The 17,891-nt window shown below is 62.2% G+C and carries 17 protein-coding genes and 1 tRNA gene; 6 read left to right on the forward strand and 12 right to left on the reverse strand.

What is annotated here, in order from left to right; translation table 11 throughout:
- Positions 1–70 precede the first annotated feature (70 nt).
- Positions 71–793, forward strand: coding sequence for a rhomboid family intramembrane serine protease (locus tag FJ248_07205; GenBank protein ID MBM4120668.1), 723 nt, complete (start codon positions 71–73; stop codon positions 791–793).
- Between the two features lie 75 nt (positions 794–868).
- Here the strand turns inward: FJ248_07205 and FJ248_07210 are convergent, their stop codons facing one another.
- Positions 869–2,047, reverse strand: coding sequence for a 5-(carboxyamino)imidazole ribonucleotide synthase (locus FJ248_07210; protein ID MBM4120669.1), 1,179 nt, complete (start codon positions 2,045–2,047; stop codon positions 869–871).
- A 26-nt stretch (positions 2,048–2,073) separates the two neighbouring features.
- Positions 2,074–2,589: a 5-(carboxyamino)imidazole ribonucleotide mutase gene (purE, locus tag FJ248_07215; GenBank protein MBM4120670.1), complete on the reverse strand. Its 516-nt coding sequence runs from the start codon at positions 2,587–2,589 to the stop codon at positions 2,074–2,076.
- Between the two features lie 278 nt (positions 2,590–2,867).
- Between purE and FJ248_07220 the strand changes: the two genes are divergently transcribed.
- The 4 genes from FJ248_07220 to FJ248_07235 all read left to right on the forward strand — a co-directional run bounded on the left by FJ248_07220 (position 2,868) and on the right by FJ248_07235 (position 8,595).
- The gene (locus FJ248_07220) at positions 2,868–4,310 is read left to right on the forward strand and encodes an HlyD family efflux transporter periplasmic adaptor subunit (GenBank protein ID MBM4120671.1); all 1,443 of its coding nucleotides are present in this window, start codon (positions 2,868–2,870) and stop codon (positions 4,308–4,310) included.
- A gap of 105 nt (positions 4,311–4,415) precedes the next feature.
- On the forward strand, positions 4,416–5,927 hold the full coding sequence (locus FJ248_07225; GenBank protein MBM4120672.1) for a TolC family protein: 1,512 nt from the start codon (positions 4,416–4,418) through the stop codon (positions 5,925–5,927).
- A 107-nt stretch (positions 5,928–6,034) separates the two neighbouring features.
- A complete protein-coding gene (locus tag FJ248_07230) occupies positions 6,035–7,711 on the forward strand; it encodes an ATP-binding cassette domain-containing protein (protein ID MBM4120673.1) in 1,677 nt (558 codons plus the stop codon).
- 83 nt (positions 7,712–7,794) lie between these two features.
- Positions 7,795–8,595: a hypothetical protein gene (locus FJ248_07235; GenBank protein ID MBM4120674.1), complete on the forward strand. Its 801-nt coding sequence runs from the start codon at positions 7,795–7,797 to the stop codon at positions 8,593–8,595.
- 34 nt (positions 8,596–8,629) lie between these two features.
- Here the strand turns inward: FJ248_07235 and FJ248_07240 are convergent, their stop codons facing one another.
- From FJ248_07240 to FJ248_07280, 9 genes are all read right to left on the reverse strand, one after another.
- On the reverse strand, positions 8,630–9,202 hold the full coding sequence (locus FJ248_07240; protein ID MBM4120675.1) for an LEA type 2 family protein: 573 nt from the start codon (positions 9,200–9,202) through the stop codon (positions 8,630–8,632).
- Positions 9,121–9,831, reverse strand: coding sequence for a pseudouridine synthase (locus FJ248_07245; GenBank protein MBM4120676.1), 711 nt, complete (start codon positions 9,829–9,831; stop codon positions 9,121–9,123). The genes FJ248_07240 and FJ248_07245 overlap by 82 nt, the downstream gene beginning before the upstream one ends.
- A 123-nt stretch (positions 9,832–9,954) precedes the next feature.
- Positions 9,955–10,911 carry an agmatinase gene (speB, locus tag FJ248_07250; protein MBM4120677.1) on the reverse strand — a complete coding sequence of 319 codons (957 nt, stop codon included), beginning with the start codon at positions 10,909–10,911 and terminating at the stop codon, positions 9,955–9,957.
- A 4-nt stretch (positions 10,912–10,915) separates the two neighbouring features.
- A complete protein-coding gene (locus tag FJ248_07255) occupies positions 10,916–11,488 on the reverse strand; it encodes an arginine decarboxylase, pyruvoyl-dependent (GenBank protein MBM4120678.1) in 573 nt (190 codons plus the stop codon).
- Between the two features lie 176 nt (positions 11,489–11,664).
- Positions 11,665–13,095: an aldehyde dehydrogenase family protein gene (locus tag FJ248_07260; protein ID MBM4120679.1), complete on the reverse strand. Its 1,431-nt coding sequence runs from the start codon at positions 13,093–13,095 to the stop codon at positions 11,665–11,667.
- Between the two features lie 25 nt (positions 13,096–13,120).
- Positions 13,121–13,399 carry a hypothetical protein gene (locus FJ248_07265; GenBank protein MBM4120680.1) on the reverse strand — a complete coding sequence of 93 codons (279 nt, stop codon included), beginning with the start codon at positions 13,397–13,399 and terminating at the stop codon, positions 13,121–13,123.
- Between the two features lie 61 nt (positions 13,400–13,460).
- Positions 13,461–14,198, reverse strand: coding sequence for a hypothetical protein (locus tag FJ248_07270; protein MBM4120681.1), 738 nt, complete (start codon positions 14,196–14,198; stop codon positions 13,461–13,463).
- Positions 14,199–14,223: 25 nt separating this feature from the next.
- Entirely contained in the window at positions 14,224–15,327 is a 1,104-nt protein-coding gene (locus FJ248_07275; GenBank protein MBM4120682.1) for a deoxyhypusine synthase, read from the reverse strand.
- A gap of 202 nt (positions 15,328–15,529) precedes the next feature.
- Positions 15,530–15,607, reverse strand: a tRNA-Glu gene (locus FJ248_07280).
- A gap of 121 nt (positions 15,608–15,728) precedes the next feature.
- Here FJ248_07280 and FJ248_07285 point away from each other — a divergent pair.
- Positions 15,729–17,420: a glutamine--tRNA ligase/YqeY domain fusion protein gene (locus FJ248_07285; GenBank protein ID MBM4120683.1), complete on the forward strand. Its 1,692-nt coding sequence runs from the start codon at positions 15,729–15,731 to the stop codon at positions 17,418–17,420.
- Here the strand turns inward: FJ248_07285 and FJ248_07290 are convergent, their stop codons facing one another.
- Positions 17,421–17,888: a hypothetical protein gene (locus FJ248_07290; GenBank protein ID MBM4120684.1), complete on the reverse strand. Its 468-nt coding sequence runs from the start codon at positions 17,886–17,888 to the stop codon at positions 17,421–17,423. It lies immediately after the preceding gene.
- Positions 17,889–17,891: the final 3 nt, after the last annotated feature.

Raw genomic sequence — 17,891 nt, forward strand, 5'->3', positions numbered from 1 at the left:
GGGAGGGAAAAGAAAACACTAGTACGACACACAACTGTTCACTTCAAACTTCCTGCTTCATGCTTGATTTATGATTCCGCTCTACGACGACAACTCGACCGAGATCAACCCGATCGTCACGATCGCGCTGATCGTCATGTGCTCCCTGGTCTTTCTCTACCAAGCTGCCTTGCCTGATAAAATCGGCGAAGACTTTGTCTTGCACTATGGCGCAATTCCTGCCGCGATCTTTGGGCACGAGAAAACGATGCCGGATATCGATGTTGGATTTCCCGCTTCTCTTGCACTTTTCACGAGCATGTTCCTGCACGGTGGCTGGATGCACCTGATCGGCAACATGCTCTATCTTTGGATCTTCGGAAACAACATTGAAGACGTGATGGGACACGTGAAATTTGTCATTTTCTACATCTCCTGCGGCGTGATCGCGGCTATGAGCCACGCGCTGACCGATCCTGCGTCGGGCGTGCCGATGGTTGGCGCGAGCGGCGCCATCTCTGGCGTGCTCGGCGCCTATCTGTTACTGTTTCCGCGGGCGCAGGTGCTGGTGCTCATTCCCCTGGGCATCTTCACGCGCACGATGTATGTGCCGGCCGGGATCGTGCTCGGCTTCTGGTTCGTGCTGCAACTGCTGAGCGGCGGGATGAGCCTGGGACAGGGTGGCGGAGGCGTGGCGTGGTTCGCGCACGTGGGCGGCTTCGTCGCGGGCATGGTATTGATCGGATTGTTCAAGGATCCCTCCGTGCGGTTCTTCGCGCCCGCGCGGCAGCGGGGCTGGCAGCGCTGGGACTGAAAAGCGCGCGGGGCAAGATGGCCTCTTGCTCCTGCCCGCTTGAAGCGATTTGTCCGTATCCGTCGTGCGGCCTTTTCAACCAAGCATCTGCGTAAGGGTGTCCGCCGATGTCCGTGCAGCATCAGCGGTCATCCCCAAGAACGTCACGTGCCCCATTTTTCGACTGGGACGGACGGATTTTTTCCCGTAGATGTGCAGCTTGGCGCCAGCATCTCGGAGAAATGTTTTAATCTTTGCGTCGGTCGTGGCTTTTGTAAAATTCTCGCCGATCAAATTCACCATCACAGTCTGATGCGTCAGTTTCGTCTCGCCCAGCGGCAGACCACAGACCGCTCGCACTTGCTGCTCAAACTGTGAGACGGTGCAGGCATCGAGCGTATAGTGCCCAGAGTTATGTGGGCGCGGGGCCACCTCATTGACGAACAGCCGGCCATCTTTCATCAGGAACAGCTCCACACAGAAGACGCCAATTCCATTGAGTGCGTCAACGACTGACCCTGCCAGGGCCGCGGCCCTCGTTGCAGTTTTGTCGTCAATGCCTGCTGGCACGCGGGTCGTTTTTAGAATGCCGTCTTCGTGGACGTTTTCGACGACCGGATAGAGCCGTCGATCCCCATCTGCTCCCCGCACCACCAGCACCGAGAGTTCTTTTTCGAACGGCAGAAACTGTTCGATGATCCACCGCGGCTGTGGTTGCCCCTTCAGCTCCTGCTGGACACGGCGGACATCATCCTGAGAGGACAGTCGCCACTGGCCCTTACCGTCATAGCCCAGCGTGGCGGTCTTGCAGAGCGCGGGGAAACCGATAGCATCTGGCACGGTCAATTCATCCAGCGACGTCACGGCCTGAAACGGGGCAACGGGAATCTTCTTGCCGGCCAGAAAGGTTTTCTGCTGGAGACGATTTTGGATGACCTGCAGAATACGGGCGGATGGATGAACGGGCATCCTCTGCTCCAGCGCCTGCACCGTGGCGATGGGAATGTTTTCCCATTCATAGGTCGCGGCACTGATCGCAGCTGAAAATGTGTCGAGTGCGGTTTGATCGGTCAGCGGCGCGGCGAGCGGCAGGTCGCCCAGCTTCAATGCGGGGGCATCGGCGTCCGGGTCCCAGACAGCTACACGATAGCCAAGCGTTTTGGCCGCCGCCGTGAAGAAAGCCCCAAGCTGGCCGCCGCCGAGGATGCCAAGCATGGCACCGGGGTGTATCGCGTGATGCGTGAACCGTGCAGCGTCAGGCGTAGGGGAACTCATCGCCGGGTCTTTCCCCCTTTATCCCGCTACCCCTTATATTCAGGAGACGATTCGAGGGCAGCTTTCGTCTGTGCGGCGCGGAACTTGATTAGCCGCTCGCGAATGGTGCGGTTGCGGCCGGCGAGAATCTGCGCCGCCAAGAGACCGGCGTTTTCCGCACCTCCGATGGCCACGGTGGCGACAGGAATGCCCTTGGGCATCTGAACAATGGAAAGCAACGAATCCAGGCCACGGAGATTTTCAGTCGGCACCGGCACGCCGATCACGGGCAGATGCGTCTTGGCCGCCAGCATGCCCGGCAGATGCGCCGCGCCGCCGGCACCGGCGATGATCACGGCGAGACCGCGCCCTTCCGCTTGTTCCGCATATGTGAAGAGCCGGTCCGGCGTGCGATGGGCGGAGACGACGCGCAGTTCGTTGGGGATGCCCAGTTGGTTGAGGACCGCCACGGCTTTTTCGAGGACGGGGAAATCCGTCTTACTGCCGCCAACGATGCCAACGACCGGCTTATTCGCCGTCTTGCCCGTCCGCCGTACCGCCATTGCCTCCCCCTAACGAGATCCCAAAATGGTTAGTGATTTACGATCCATGCCCGACGGTGCCGTGCTCTTTCCTGTCTGCGCCTGCCGTCCCCCATGAACCAGAGCCCATCGTGTTCGCCGTCTCGGGAGCCCCACCTTATCGTTGTCGCCCTTCGAGGTCAAGTTTGCCGTCAAGCTTTGTGCGCAACCAGAATTTGCCCGCAATTTGACGGACTTGGGATATTCCCGTATGATAAAAAGAAATAGGGTTGCGTGGAGACAGGGGCACAGGAACTACCATGCCGTTCTTCATCGAACGATTTGCCGAAACCCTCAAAGGCAGCAGCGCGGTCGAGTCAACCGGCTTGGAGCCGCTGCTGACCATTGACGATCTGGCGACATCGCGGAAATTGCAGGCTTGGGAGATGGCGCAGATTCCCGAGTATCTGCGATCCTGGTCCCGCAAGGCCATCCGCATTCTCAGCATCTTTTTCCTCGCCCTCGCGTTCGCGCCTTGGACCCAGACCGTCACGGCCAGAGGACAACTCTCCGCCTACTCGCCCTACGAGCGTCCGCAGGACATCGAGGCCCAGATCACCGGCCGCATCAAGAAATGGCACGTCCTCGAAGGCGTGCGCGTCAAGCAGGGCGAGCTGATTCTCGAGTTGGCCGACATCGATCCGAATTTCATGGCGCCGGAACTGCTGGCGCTCATGGAGCAGCAGAAGGTCGCGCTGGAAACCAAACGCAAGGCGGCGATCGACCGCGCGGCGCAACTCGAAAAACGCATCACCGAAATGGAAAACCTCGTCAAAGCGGCCGTCCCCTCCGCCGAAGCGCGTGTCGTGGAGGCGGAGAACAAGGTCCGCGCCGCCGAGCAGCGTATCGTCGCCGCCAAGATCGCCTACGACACGGCCGAATTGAACGTGGACCGGCACCGACAACTGGTCACGCGGGGGCTGGTGTCCCAACGTGAACTGGAAGTCACGATTCAGGCGGCGATCGCCAGCAAGGCGGAACTCAAGGCCGCCGAAGCGCAACTCAAGGAAGCGCAGCAGCACATGAAGGCATTGAGCTTCGGCCGCGACCAGATCAGTGCGGAGGTGCTGCAGCAACTGCTGAACGCGGAGGGGCAGCGCGCCGGCGCCCTCGCCGACGCCAGCCACGCGGCCGACGAACTGGCGCGGGTGAGCCTGAACCTGTCCAATGCGACCCAGCGTCGCCTCTATAGCCGCATCACAGCGCCGACCGACGGCACCGTGGTGAAGATGGCGGAGGTCGGTCCGGGCGAAACGATCCGGCAGGGCGACAAGCTGGTCAAGATCTCTCCGATCAGCTCGGACAAGGCGGTGGAAATGACGGCGGAAGGCCTCGACGCCCCGCTGCTCAACCCCGGCCGAAAAGTCCGCCTGCTCTTTTACGGCATTCCGGCCATTCCGCTCCCCGCCTGGCCCGAACTGATGGCTGGCACGTTCGGCGGCATCATCAAGGTGGTGGATCAGGTGGACGACGGCAAGGGTAATTTCCGGTTCTGGGTCGTGCCGGACCCGGACGACCGCCCCTGGCCGGACCAATCCCACGTCCGGCAGGGCACCAAGGTTATGGGCTGGGTGCTCCTAAACCGCGTGCCGCTCTGGTACGAGCTGTGGCGCCGGTTCAACCTGTTCCCGCCGGACTATCAGGAAGGACCTCCGTCTCTCATGGACACCCTGCTGCCCAAGGCGGGACGGGGCGCGAAATAGCCACGCACACGCCATCGCCACACCGTTGCCGAATCCGCCGATGGCGCACCGCCGTCGGATGCTCGTCATCATCGCAGTTGTCTGACGTCTAGAATGGAGCCTGCCATGACACGTCTCGTCCTCATCGTTTTTGTGCTGCTCGGTCTGCTGGTCGGCCAGGCGCCCGTGCCGGCCGGCGCGGCGCCCGACGAGCCCAAAACGGCCAGGCCGCTGCCGCCGATTCCGCTCAGCCTCAACGAAGTACTGGCCTGGGTGGACCGGTCCCATCCGCTGTTGAAGGGGGCCGGCACGGAAAAAATCGCCGCCCGCGGCAAGCTGCTCAAAGCCCTCGGTGCGTTCGAACCGGTCCTCGGCAACGCGCTGGAGGTCGAACGGTTCACGCCGTCCGCGCAGGCCCAGGCCGGCATCAGAAACACGCAGACGGCCGGGTTCAACGATACGTTTCTCGAAATGCTGCACCCCTCCGGCTTCAAGGGCCTCGCCGGTTTCCGTCAGGGGTTCGGCACCACGGCGATCACGGTTCCCGACTTGAGTCTCGGCAACGGCGGCCAGCTGTTGATGGGCGCCAGCATGCCCCTGCTGCGCGGATTCATGGTGAACCCCGAAAACGCCGAGCTGCAGCGTTCCGGATTGGCCGATCCACGCGCCGAAATCGAAATCGCGCAGACCCGCCAGGATCTGTTCCTGGCCGCGGCCGGACAATACTGGGACTGGGTGGCCGCGTGGAAATTGGTGGACGTGCAGCAACGGGCCCTCAAGGTGGCCGAGGACCGCTTCAAGCAGATCGAGGAACGCGCCAAGACGGGTCTTTCCGCCCCGCTGGACGCCGTCGAGGCGAACCAGGAAGTGCAGCGCCGGCGGGAAATCCTCATCGCCGCGACGCGCGGCGTTGAACAGGAACAATATAAATTGTCGCTCTTCCTCTGGGAGAACGGCGCGCCGATGGCGCCGGCGGGCAGGCGCGTGCCGGACTTCCAGAAACCGGTCCCGCTCCCGATGCCTGAAGCCGTCAAGGCCGACAGGCTGGCCGCACGGGCGCGCCGGCCGGAAGTGCTGGCCGTGGGCGTCGAAGCCAAGATCAACAACATCGATCTTGAATTGGCGAAGAACAATCTGCTGCCCAGCCTGGATCTGACGGCACAGCCGGTCCGGCAGCCCCAGCAATACGTGCTCGGATTGGGCTACTCGGGAGAAGCGGTCCTGCGGATTCCGTTCCTGCAACGCAAGGCCCGCGGCGAGGTGCTCGAGGCGCAGGGCAAGGCCGACCGGCTGGTGCTGACCCAGTTGTTTCGCGAACAACAAGTACTCGTGGACGTAGACAACGCGCTCTCCGCCGTGGAACGCGCCAAGCAGCGCATTGATGCCGCGCAGCAGTCGTTGCAACTGGCAAAAACGCTGGAGGAGGGCGAGCGGTTCCGGTTCGGCCTCGGCGCCACCAGCGTGCTGTTCGTGAATTTGCGTGAGCGGCTGGCGGTGGATTCTGAAAACCAGTATCTCCGCGCACTGGCCGATTACCAGAAGGCCCTGGCCCTGTATCAGTGGGCCATCGGCGCCTGGAGCCCGGTGAATGCCTCGGCTACCATGCCGGTCACGTATCGGCCGATGTCGCAGCCCTAACGGTCGCGCATGGAATTTTCTTGGTCGGTTTGCTAGGCTACGGGCCCGTCGGCGCCGTTTCACGCGGAAACGGCGGCCGGGCGTTGCTCACCTAGGTGGAGAATTCGATGGAATCATCGGACGCGCACACGCCGCTTACCGCCCGCGGGCTGTTTCAGTCGACGCTGTCCCGCGTGTGGTTTTATTACGGGATCGAGCGGAAATTTCTGGTCCTGCTCTTCACCTACGCCCTGGCCATCGGCATCTTCAACCTGATCGTGCCCCTGACGGTCCAGGAACTGGTCAACACCTTCGCCTATGCCGTCCAGCCTCTCATGGCCTTGACGCTGGCAACGGTCATGGTCGTGACCCTCCTGTTCATCGGCATGTTCCGTGTCCGGCAGACCGACGCGTTGGAGAACCACGGGCAGCGCCTGTTCAGCCGCACGATGCTGGCGCTGGCGAAGGAACTGCCGTACCTCCGCGACACCAACCGCATCTCGAAATCCGTGAACTACCTGCTGGAAGCCGAATATTTCGACCGGGCGTTGTACGCCTTTCTGATCGACTTCATGAACATGGTGGTGGGCGGATTCGTCGGCGTGGCGTTGTTGACCACCTATCACCCCTTCTTTCTCCTGTACAGCATGATCGTCATCGCCGGATTCACCGGCGTGCTGACGATCATGACGCGCGGGGGGCTGCGCGTCACGCTGGCCATGTCCGATCACAAATACGAGGTGCTCCACTGGTTCCAGGACCTGGCCCGGAACATTCTCCACCTCAGAAGTTCCGCGAGCCCGACGTTCCTCGCGCAGCGCGCGAACGAGCTGCTCGTCCCCTACCTACACGCCCGCAAGATGCGGACCAACATCCTCACCTACACGCAGTTCAAGTCGGCCGTCATCTGGCAGGCCGTCGTCCACAGCGGCATGATCGCCCTCGGCGGCTACCTGCTGTCCTCCGGCCAGATCACGCTCGGACAATTCGTCGCCTCGGAAGTCATCATCACGGGCATGGTCAACAATTCCGAAACGGTCGCCCGGCGGATGTATTCCGTGTTCTACGCGTTCACTGCGCTCCACAAACTGGGAGCCCTCTTCTCCACCCCGCGGGACACGCATTTCGAACAGGCGCATCTCAGCCTGCCGGACGTCGGGATCCACGGCATCCGGCTGACGTGCAAGGGCGTGGGCTTCGCCTACCCGAATTCGCCGCCGGTCTTCCGGGACTTCACCCTGGAGGTGGCGCCGGGAGAAAAGGTGGCCGTCATCGCCGCCAACAGCGTCGGGAAAACCACGCTGGCCTGCGTGCTGGCCGGCTTGCACACGCCGACCAGTGGATTCATCCAGTACAACGGCGTGGACTTGCGCGACTTGGACATCCACGCCCTGAACAACTGCCGCGGCCTGATTCTGGATTCGCAGCTCACCCTGTTGGACGGCACGCTGGAGGATAACATCGCCATGGGCCGCCCGGTGTCCTACGACGACATCAAATGGGCGCTGCGATTCGTCGACATGGAGGACGAAGTGGAAGCCCTTCCGCTGGCGCTGCGCACGCCGACCCACGGAGGGGGCAAGGAATTCACGAGCAGCCAGATGCTGCGCCTGCTCGTCGCGCGCGCGATCGTGACGCGGCCTCAGTTGCTGATCCTCGACGGCACCCTGCACAACATGCTTCCCGTGCTTCGTGAAACCATTTTGCGCCGTCTCTGCAGCAAGGAAGAGCCCTGGTCGGTGATCTTCGTCTCCAACGATCCGACGCTTTCGGCCCACGTGGACCGGCGGATCGTCATGGAGTGACCCATGGGCCTCCATTGCGCCAATCGCTTCTTCTCCGCGCCGCAATCTGGTATAGTCAACGCGAACATAATGGGAAGAGGGTCGTGGAAGCCACACGCATGAAAGGGTTCCCCCGTCCATCCTGGAAACAGCTCGCGGTCAGCATCCTGATCGCGAGCCTGGGCCTGCTGAGCGGCCGCGCCCTCAGCCAGGTCAATCAGGACATCACGCTGATGTACACCGAGTACACGCTGGGCGCCACCGAGGTGGCCCATATCTCTGCGGACGTCATTCGCTACCGCGTCACTATCATCCGCTCCCTCGAAGCCCAGACACGGCAGGACTTCGAGCGAATCATAGCGCCTCTGGCCGAGCAGCGCGCCGCCATCCAGCATGCCGTGGACCGCTATGCCGCCGCGAGCCTGCGGGTCTCCCGCAGCGGCCGCAGCGAGGCCGACGATCTCCGTGCGGTCAAGGACAGCCTCGACGCTTATTTCCAGGCCGCCAGCAAAACCATCAGTTTGATGACGCAGGCCTGGGTGGTGGGCACACCGAAGGAAGCGGCGGCGCTCCGGCGGCAGGCGGAACTGCACGCCGCCGACAACGCGGGTCCCAAGTTGGTCCAGATCAGTCTGGCGCTCGACCGGCTGGTCGACACCATCGCCGATGTTGCCAAGGATATGCGCAACGACGGCACCGCGGAGCTGCGCGCAACCAGCAGCCTGCTGGTCTTCGGCAGCTTGTTCGTCGCGATAGTGAATTTGTTCAGCGGCCGCGCGGCCGCACCGTCGCCAGAGCCACGCCCGGCCGACATCCCCACCTTGGACGGCGACAACGGCCCTGCCAAGGTCCACCCGTCCCGACGTCAAGAAACCTACGCCGATCCGGCGCTCCGCCGCGGCTGACCCACTTCAATTATGTCGCTGTGCGCGGGCGGGGTTACTGAGAACTCCGGCAGGACGGCTTGCCCGTTGGAAGCAGCGGCAGGCAGCCGTCTTTTTTGAGAGGCACCCGGAACGTCCCGACGGGTGTCTCGATGAGCAGCGAAAGCGCCAGCGTGTAGGCGGCGGCGCCGCGGCCCGTGAGCCGCGCCAGCGTGTTCTGCAGATCGGCCCAGACCAGTTCGACAGGGACCACCACGCGCGCGGTGCCCCGCGGGCGCAGCTCGACCCGCTCGTGGGATTGGCCTGAGACAAACGGCTGGCCTTCGAGCTGCACGGCGTACTCATAGCCGTCGATCGTGAGCTCGCCCTCGCCAGGATTCTTCAGGGCGACATCGAGGCGCAGGGTCATCCCGCGCAGATCGACTCCGGTGACGACGACGGTCACCGATTGCACCTCCGGCTTCGTCGTCAGGCCTTCCACCGTCCGGCAACCGGATACCAGCGCCAGGGCGAGCAGCGCCGTGGTCGTGCAACGAACGAGTCGCCTCATGCGTCGTCCTTCCGGACGGCCGTCTTCTTCAATGTCAGGGATAGCTCCTGCCACTCGCGCTCGCTGAGATTTTTCCATTGCCCAACGGCCAACCCCTCGATCGTGATGTTCATGACACGGATGCGATGCAGTGCTGTGACGCGATAGCCCAGCGCCTCGCACATGCGGCGGATCTGCCGGTTGCGCCCCTCCGTAAGAATGATGCGGAACTCCCGCGGCCCACGCCGGGTGATCGTACAGGGTTTGGTCTTTTTATCCAGGATCACCACGCCCGCGGCCATGCGCGCGAGCAATGTCTGATCGAACGGCCGGTCGACCTGCACGAGGTATTCCTTCTCATGCCCGTGCTCGGCCCGGAGGATTTGATTGACGATCTGGCCGTCGTTCGTGAGTAGAATGAGCCCGGAGGAATCTTTGTCGAGCCGCCCGATGGGGAAAATCCGCTGCACGTGCCCAATGTAGGCGATGATGTTATCCGGCACGTCTCGCTCGCAGGTGGTAGTCACGCCAAGGGGCTTGTGGAATTTGATGTAGACCGGTTTGTTGCCCCACGGGATGACCGTGCCGTCTCGGAGAACAGTGTCCCCGGGCTGGACGCGGTCGCCGAGTTTGGCCACACGGCCGTTGATCGTGACGCGCCCCGATTCGATCCACTGGTCGGCCTCGCGCCGCGAGGCGATGCCCTGTTGCGTGAAGAACTTGTTGATCCGGCAGCTGGCTTCGTCGGCGCGGGGCGAAGCAGAAGATTGCGACGTGGTAGGAACGGCCACGCCGGAGGATGACGGGTGTTTCTTCCTGACGAATATCGGTTTGCGGTCACCCGTCACGCGTCACCGCGCGCGCTTGGCGCCCCGCGTCCGCTGCTGGCCGGCACGAATGCGGCCGAGGATGCGATAGATCAGCCGCGCGATGGCGAACTGCGGCGCGGCGAAGCCGTCGATCGGCGCGATCTCGCTGACATCCATACCGACGATGCCAGGCCCCTCGGCCAATGCTGTTACTAGCGCCAGCGTCTCGTACCACCCGAGGCCGCCTGGCTCCGGCGTGCCCAGCGCGGGAATCAGCGAGGCGTCGAGCCCGTCGCAGTCGAAGGTGAGATAGACTGGCCGCCCCTGGCAAGCCTTGACGACCGCTGGCACCCATCTCGCCGCCTGCCCCTTGTACGGCCCGCCCGGATCACAAATCTGCCAGGCGAAAAACGTGCTGATGGTTTTGGTGTGGCGGATGGTCTGCATTTCCTCTGGCGAAATGGAGCGGATGCCGACCTGCACAAGCGGCAAGCCATCCTGCACGACACGGGCCATCACGCTCGCGTGGCTGTAGGGATTGTCCTGGTAGGCCTTGCGCAGATCGCCGTGCGCGTCGATTTGCACGACACAGAGATCCGGCCACTGTTTCGCGTGCGCACGGATTGCGCCGAGCGCGCCGGTGTGCTCGCCCGTGAGCGTGACGAGCAGTCGGCCCGGCTTTACGTGTGGCGCAACGTAGGCCTCAATGGCGTCCACCGCCGCCTTGTCCACCTTGCCCGCGAGATCGAGCGGCGCCTTTGTCGCAACGCCACCCCACTTCTGATAGATCTCCGTGTCGAGGATTTCATCATAGAGCTCGACCTGCTGGGAGGCTTCGATGATCGCGGAGGGGCCTTTGTCCGATCCGAGAATGTAGCTGGACGTGTGTTCGTAGGGCGCCGGCAGCACGTAGACCCCGGCCTGCGCGGGATCGCACCAGGGGTCGCCGATGCCGAGAAAGTTCCGATCCTGGCCAAGCCAGCCAGCCGGCACCGACATGCAGTTACCTCTTGCGCGCGGTCTGCGGAAGATTCTCCAGCGGAATGAACACAGCCAGCGCGACGACGGTCGTCCACCGGTTGGCCTTGCCGATCGCGGACTGGGTAATGTTCACCGAGCGCACGATCTTGCCGCCCATCTTGAACACCTGCTCGCGTTCCTTCCAGGCGATGTCGGGATCGAACTCGATGCCTAGCGTGGTCGCCAGCATCTGTGCGGCCAGGTCTTCCGTGTACTCGCCCGACTCCTCGTCCGTCTCACCGTAGGCGTGATGCTCCGACAGATAGCCGTAGGTGCGTCGGTCGGTCGGAATGGCCAGACCGATGGAGGCGGAGATGAGCCGGTTGCGTTCGTTGGTTTCCGAGCGCGCCATCACGCAATGCGTGATTTCGCCGGGGTTGAGCAATTTTTCGCCTCGGCTGCGCGGAATGATTTTGCAATTGGGCGGATAAATGGAGGACACGCTGACGAGGTTGCAGTAGGCCACACCCGCGCTGCGCAACGCTTCCTCGAATGACGCCAACTTTTCCCGGTGGACGCCCACCCCTCTGGTCAGGAACATATGCGTAGGAACCATCTCTCCTCCTCTAACTTTGGTGCCGGGTGATCAGTGATACAGACTGAGCCGAAGCACGCCGCGGCTCACGCTTAGCACGAATCGGCCAGTCACTCATCACTATCACGTCAGGGTCGCAGTTGTATCAAGTTATGGACTTTTCTGCAATATGCTCGGAGTTTTGGCCAGGCTGTCGGTCAGACATCCCGCAGATTCAGTACCAGCATTTTCAGCTCCGTCATTTCCTCGATCGCGTAGCGAACGCCCTCGCGCCCCAGCCCGGAGTTCTTCACGCCGCCATAGGGCATGTGGTCGGCGCGGAAGGTCGGAATTTCGTTCGCCAGCACCGCGCCGACCTCCAGGTCGCAGTAGGCACGGAAGATCCGATCGACATTGTGCGTGAACACGCCGGCCTGGAGTCCGTAGTCCGAGTCGTTGAGGGAGGCCAGCGCGGACGCAAACGTCTTGTAGCGCGACACGGTGACCACCGGCCCGAACACTTCCCGGCAGGACACCTTCATCGCTGGCGTCACGTCTACGAGCACCGTCGCCTCGACAACGCTGCCGGCCCGCCGCCCGCCCGTGAGCAAGCGCGCCCCCTGCGCCACCGCTTCCTGAATCCACTGCTCCACGCGCTTGGCAGCCGCCTCGTCGATCAACGGTCCAATCACCGTTGCCTCCTGCGCCGGATCGCCGGATGGCAGCGCCTGGACCTTTGCCACCAACGAGTCGACGAATCGGTCATAGACCGATTCGTGCGCGAAGATGCGCTGGACGGAAATGCAGGTCTGGCCCGAATAGGCGTAGCCACCGACGGCGCACCGGGCCGCCGCGAGTTCGACGTCCGCATCCGGCTCCACGATCACGCCGGCGTTGCCGCCCAGCTCAAGCAGCACGCGCTTCTTACCACTCTTCGCCTTGAGCATCCAGCCGACCGCTGCGCTGCCGGTGAAACTGACAACCTTGAACCGCTCATCCGCCACCATCTGCTCGGCCACCGCATTCTCGCAGGGCACGACGCTCAATACGCCCGGCGGCAAGTCCGTTTCCAGAACGATCTCGGCCAGCAGCAGCGCCGTGAGCGGCGTCTGCGGAGCCGGCTTGAGCACCATCGGATTGCCAGCGGCGAAACAGGGCGCAATTTTGTGCGCGACGAGATTGAGCGGAAAATTAAACGGCGTGATGCCGAGCACCGGGCCGATGGGCACACGGCGGCTGATGCCTACATGCCGCTCCATCCCGGGCGTCAGATCCATTGGGATCACATCGCCCGACAGCCGCTTGGCCTCCTCCGCAGCGATCGTAAAGGTCTGCCCCGCGCGGCCCACTTCGCGTCGCGCGTCGGTGATCGGCTTGCCGGATTCTGCTGTCATCGTGCGCGCAATCTCCTCCTGACGAGCGGTCAGCAACTGGGCAATTTTCAGCAACGCGGCCGCACGCACGTGCGCCGGCAGCGCGCGCATCACCGGCGCGGCGGCCGCGGCCGCGGCAATGGCGTCGTCCGCCTCAGTCTTGCCGGCCAGGCAGATGTCGGCGATCGCCTGTCCATGATACGGATTGCGGATGGTGGCAGTAGTTGCCGTGCTGCGCCACTGGGCGCCGATTAGAAAGGGGCGTGCAGATCCCACGGGAATCGGCCTCTGCGGAGAGTGATTATTCGGTGGACAGTTGGACGCGAGCGGCCAGCGCGGACGCGACCGGCTGGTCAGCCTCGGCGGAGGCGCGCTGGGCTTGCTCGATCAACTGCTCGGTGCCCCAGTCGCGGATCGCCTCCAGCGTGAAGGCCTCGTAGGTCGAGACGCCGTGGCACGTAGGGCAGTCCGGCATCGGCACCTTGCGCTTGTAGACTTCGCCGAGACAGGACATGCAGACAAACAGATCGGGCTCGCCCGCTTCGCAGTCAACCGGCCAGAACGTTTGTGGCTTCGACATGATAATTCCTTTTGCTAGCAAGACGTGTACGGCCAAGAATAGGCTTTCTCGGCAGTGGAATTCAACCCTTCGCTGCGGCACCAGACGGTTGCAGGAGTTTCTCAATTTCCTCTTCAAACACGGCGGCGGGAAATGCGCCGGGCAGGCCAATGGGTTTTTCCTTCCCCCCCTGTGCCGTTCGCAGCAGGATGAACCCAGGCGTGCCGACGAAGCCGAGTGTCATGCCGTCTTCTTTCTCGCGCAGGATCGCCTGCCGAAAGGTTGCGTCGCGCAGGCACGCGTCGAACTTCGCGCGGTCGAGACCGAGCGCCTTAGCATGCTCCGACAGCGGCGCCGTATCCATGCCCTGGGCAAAGAGCCGGTCATGCATCGGCCAGTATTGGCCCTGGGCGCCCGCACAGCGCGCGGCGATGGCGCCGGCCATGCCCGCCCCCTCGGGATCACGCGGGTAGTCGCGATAGAGAAAGCGGAGCTTCCCTGTCTCCACGTATTTCTTCGATAGGATCGGCCAGGTTTCCCTGAAAAACTTCCCGCAATAGCCACACGTAAAATCCGAATATTCGATCAGCGTCACGGGCGCGGTGACATCGCCACGGAGCCGGTTGTCGGCCTGCCAGAGACGGTCCGGCAACGGCTCCCGCTGGGCGGCCTCCGGATTCAAATCCATGATGGACGTCTCGTGTCCACGCAGCGACAGCCATGCCGCGGCCGCCAGCCCCAGCACGATGACCACGCTGATTGCGGTCGGGACCAGGCGGGACGGAGGCGATGACGACGAGGTCTGGATCTTGGATTCCATGGGTGCGTAGGTGGGCAAAAAAAACTTAGGAGGGTTTACGCTTCGTGCCGAATTTTTCCAGCAGGCCCATCAACAGCAGCGGCCAGACCACCGTGGCGTCGCTCAGCACTTCCGCAAAGCGGCCGCCTTCCTCTGCAGGAATGAATTTGCCCCAGGAGATGCCTTCTTTATACGTGCAGCCGCTCAGCCCGCCCCAATAGTCTGGCTCGGGGCAGATGCGTACGCAGTACTGGAAGCGCGGTGGCTTGACGTCCAGGCCAAGTCGCAGATTGCCGATCTCCACGTAGGGGGCCACCTGCTGCGCCCAGTTGCGCGGCACGCCGCCGCCGATCGTGAAAATCCCAAGCCGCTTTGCAGAAAGCAGTTTCTCCGTGTAGCTGTTGAGGTCGAGGAACGGATTGAACTGCGGCCGGTGGGTATGCAGCGCGCGTAGCACGCCGAGGTCACCGCCCGTCTTACTCTCGCTACGAGCCCGATCGAGATTCTGTTGCATGGCCCAGGTCGCCACATCGAGCCCCATCTCAGAGTCGGTGAAAGCCGGGATGTAGACAGGCACTTTCTTCTGATACGCGCTCTTGAGAATCCCAATGCCCTCGAACTCATCCACCAGCGTCTTGCCGACTTCGCGCGTGAGCAGTTCCGAGGACATGGGCTGGGTCGTGTCGATGCGCTTGAGTGTCTGCCCAACGACGTGCTCGACATAGTTGAGATTTGCTTCCATCTCGAGCGTGTCGTAGACGCGGTTGTAGCCTTTCTCAAACAGCTCTTCGTCGCTGACGTCCGGATCGTAGCGGTAATGCGTTTTCCCCACCGATTCGCTGAGCCCGTGGGCGATGAGCGCGCCGGTGGAGACGATCACGTGCACCATGCCGCGGTCGATCATCGTGGCGATGATCCGGCCCATCTTGGCGATGGTCATCGCGCCAGACAGCGTCATGACAACGGTGCAGTCCGGATCCTCGATCATCGCGCTGAGCACCTCGTAGGCCTCGCCCACGCGGCGGCCGCCAAACGCGGTCTTGCGCATCGCGCCCAGCAGATCGGCAAAGGTTTTGATGTTGTCTGGGTTGAGCGGTTCGAGGGCTTCGAGGCCATCCTCGGCGCCGTCATGAAACTCACGTGGCTTCATTGCCCACCGATGTGCAAGTGATGTGTCAAACGATGTGCCCGTTATACACAAACTAGCGGAGACGCGTCAATCACGAGGAGGCACATGGGGAGGAACGTGACCCCGCGGTACGCACGCATGAGGATTGGATGACCCCAAATAACTGGAGGGGCTTCGCCCGTCATGCCAAGCACTAGCACGACGCACTACAGCAAGCTGGGGGTGGTGGTCCCAACGGGATTCGAACCCGTGTTTAAGCCTTGAGAGGGCTCCGTCCTGGGCCGGGCTAGACGATGGGACCATCCATGCAGCACTTGAGAAGCGCGGCAGACTCTAACACAGGGCGCCGGCGTTTTCAAAGCGACGCGTTTCGTTTCCCCGTCTATTCCTGTCCGCCTTATTTATGCTAGATTTCCTGTGCGATGACGACGCCCGACTCCACCGCACCGACGAATTTCATCCGCGAGATCGTCGCGCAGGACCTCGCATCCGGCCGGTGCACGCGCGTCGTCACGCGCTTTCCGCCGGAGCCGAACGGTTATCTGCACATCGGCCACGCGAAGTCCATCTGCCTGAACTTCGGCCTCGCGATCGAGTACAAGGGCATCTGCTATCTGCGCTTCGACGACACGAATCCCGAAACCGAAGATCCGGAATACGTGCAGGCCATTCAGGACGACGTGCGCTGGCTGGGTTTCGCCTGGCCCGGCAAGATGCTTTACGCCTCAAACTACTTCGACACGCTCTACGCGTTTGCCGTCACGCTGATCAACAAGGGCAAGGCTTACGTGGACAGCTCATCGGCGGAGGATATTCGCACGCACCGGGGCACGCTCACCGAGCCGGGCCAGGACAGCCCGCACCGCACCCGCTCGGTCGAGGAAAACCTGGACTTGTTCCAGCGTATGAAGGCCGGCGAATTCGTTGACGGCGCCCACGTCCTGCGCGCGAAAATCGACATGGCCTCACCGAACATCAACCTGCGCGATCCGGTGCTGTACCGCATCCGCAAGGCCGTACATTACCGGACCGGTAATCAATGGTGCATCTATCCGTCCTATGATTTTGCGCATCCGCTCTCGGATGCGCTGGAAGGGATCACCCATTCCATTTGCACGCTAGAGTTCGAGGATCACCGGCCGCTCTACAACTGGGTGGTGGCTGAATGCGAGGCGCCGAGCTGCCCGCAGCAAATCGAGTTCGCGCGACTGAATCTCCCCGGCACCGTCATGAGCAAACGGCGGCTGCTGGAACTGGTTGGCAAGAAACTGGTCAGCGGGTGGGATGATCCGCGCCTGCCCACGATCAAGGGTCTGCGCCGGCGCGGCTACACGCCAGAAGCCCTCCGGACGTTTTGCGAGCATATCGGCGTGGCCAAACGCGATGCGACCATCGAGATGGCCCTGCTCGAACATTTTATCCGCACAGACCTCAATAAGCGCGCCCTGCGCGTCATGGCCGTGCTCAAACCGCTGAAAATCGTGATTGAAAATTACCCCGAAGGTCAAGTCGAGGAGCTGGAGGCAGTGAACAACCCGGAAGATGCACGCGCCGGCACGCGAAAGGTCCCCTTCGCCCGCACCATTTACATTGAGCAGGAGGATTTCCGAGAAGTCCCGCCACCGAAATATTTTCGTCTATCCCCCGGCACAGAAGTGCGTCTCCGTTACGCTTACATTATTAAATGCGAGAGCCTGGTGACGAACGAGCGCGGCGAGGTCATCGAAGTTCGGTGCACCTACGATCCAGGCACGAGGAGCGGAGGCCCACAGGCGAACCGCAAGGTCAAGGCGACCATTCACTGGGTATCGGCCAAGCATGCACTCGACGCTGAGATTCGGCTCTACGACACGCTGCTCAAGACCGATCTCGCCAAGGTCCCGCCAGACCATGATTTGACGCTCTATCTTAATCCCCAATCATTAGAGAAACTGACCGGCTGCAAAGTCGAACCAAGTCTCTTGAATGGAAAAATCGGCGACCGGTATCAGTTTGAACGGCAGGGGTACTTTTGTGTGGATTCAGATACGACAAAAGGCCTGCTCACCTTCAACCGCACCGTGCCCCTCCGCGATACCTGGGCAAAAATCGAAAAGACGCAGCAGGACGGCTGATCACCGTCTGGGGAGCCTCGCCAACAGAGCGGGCGCCGAATCCCAAATGTGATCAACGACTGATTTCACGTAGGCTCGGGCCGCGGCCATGTCCTCCAGCCAGTTTGGCAGCACCTCGTGCACATCCAACACCGGCTCTTCTTTTTCAAAACAGACCTGATTAAAGAGCGGCACGGCGCGGCCGAATTGCTCACGGATGAAGTCACGGTGGTCGAACCCCATGGCAACGGCCAGATCGGCGCTTTCCAATAATTCGCGTGTGAGTTTCCGTTGAATGTGAGCCGAGGGATCAGTCCCCTTGGCGCGCAGATACTCGATGATCATGGGATGCACCGGCTGCGGCTTGGCCTCAATGCCGGCTGAGCCAACAATGAGTTTGGTCCCGGGGCCAAGTCTGGCCTTCAGTGCATACTCTGCCGTCACACTGCGAAAGACGTTACCAGTGCAGATAAACAAGATGGTCGGCATGCT

It is taken from the genome of Nitrospira sp. (assembly GCA_016873435.1).
Taxonomy (GTDB): Bacteria; Nitrospirota; Nitrospiria; order Nitrospirales; family Nitrospiraceae; genus VGXF01.

Coding starts and splice junctions, on each gene's coding strand:
- FJ248_07255 (MBM4120678.1), bottom strand. CDS start 11,488: ATGGTTCCTACGCATATGTTCCTGACCAGAGGGGTGGGCGTCCACCGG.
- FJ248_07240 (MBM4120675.1), bottom strand. CDS start 9,202: ATGGAAAAATCTCAGCGAGCGCGAGTGGCAGGAGCTATCCCTGACATT.
- purE (MBM4120670.1), bottom strand. CDS start 2,589: ATGGCGGTACGGCGGACGGGCAAGACGGCGAATAAGCCGGTCGTTGGC.
- FJ248_07275 (MBM4120682.1), bottom strand. CDS start 15,327: ATGAAGCCACGTGAGTTTCATGACGGCGCCGAGGATGGCCTCGAAGCC.
- FJ248_07205 (MBM4120668.1), top strand. CDS start 71: ATGATTCCGCTCTACGACGACAACTCGACCGAGATCAACCCGATCGTC.
- FJ248_07220 (MBM4120671.1), top strand. CDS start 2,868: ATGCCGTTCTTCATCGAACGATTTGCCGAAACCCTCAAAGGCAGCAGC.
- FJ248_07210 (MBM4120669.1), bottom strand. CDS start 2,047: ATGAGTTCCCCTACGCCTGACGCTGCACGGTTCACGCATCACGCGATA.
- speB (MBM4120677.1), bottom strand. CDS start 10,911: ATGTCGGTGCCGGCTGGCTGGCTTGGCCAGGATCGGAACTTTCTCGGC.
- FJ248_07270 (MBM4120681.1), bottom strand. CDS start 14,198: ATGGAATCCAAGATCCAGACCTCGTCGTCATCGCCTCCGTCCCGCCTG.
- FJ248_07230 (MBM4120673.1), top strand. CDS start 6,035: ATGGAATCATCGGACGCGCACACGCCGCTTACCGCCCGCGGGCTGTTT.
- FJ248_07290 (MBM4120684.1), bottom strand. CDS start 17,888: ATGCCGACCATCTTGTTTATCTGCACTGGTAACGTCTTTCGCAGTGTG.
- FJ248_07285 (MBM4120683.1), top strand. CDS start 15,729: ATGACGACGCCCGACTCCACCGCACCGACGAATTTCATCCGCGAGATC.
- FJ248_07265 (MBM4120680.1), bottom strand. CDS start 13,399: ATGTCGAAGCCACAAACGTTCTGGCCGGTTGACTGCGAAGCGGGCGAG.
- FJ248_07225 (MBM4120672.1), top strand. CDS start 4,416: ATGACACGTCTCGTCCTCATCGTTTTTGTGCTGCTCGGTCTGCTGGTC.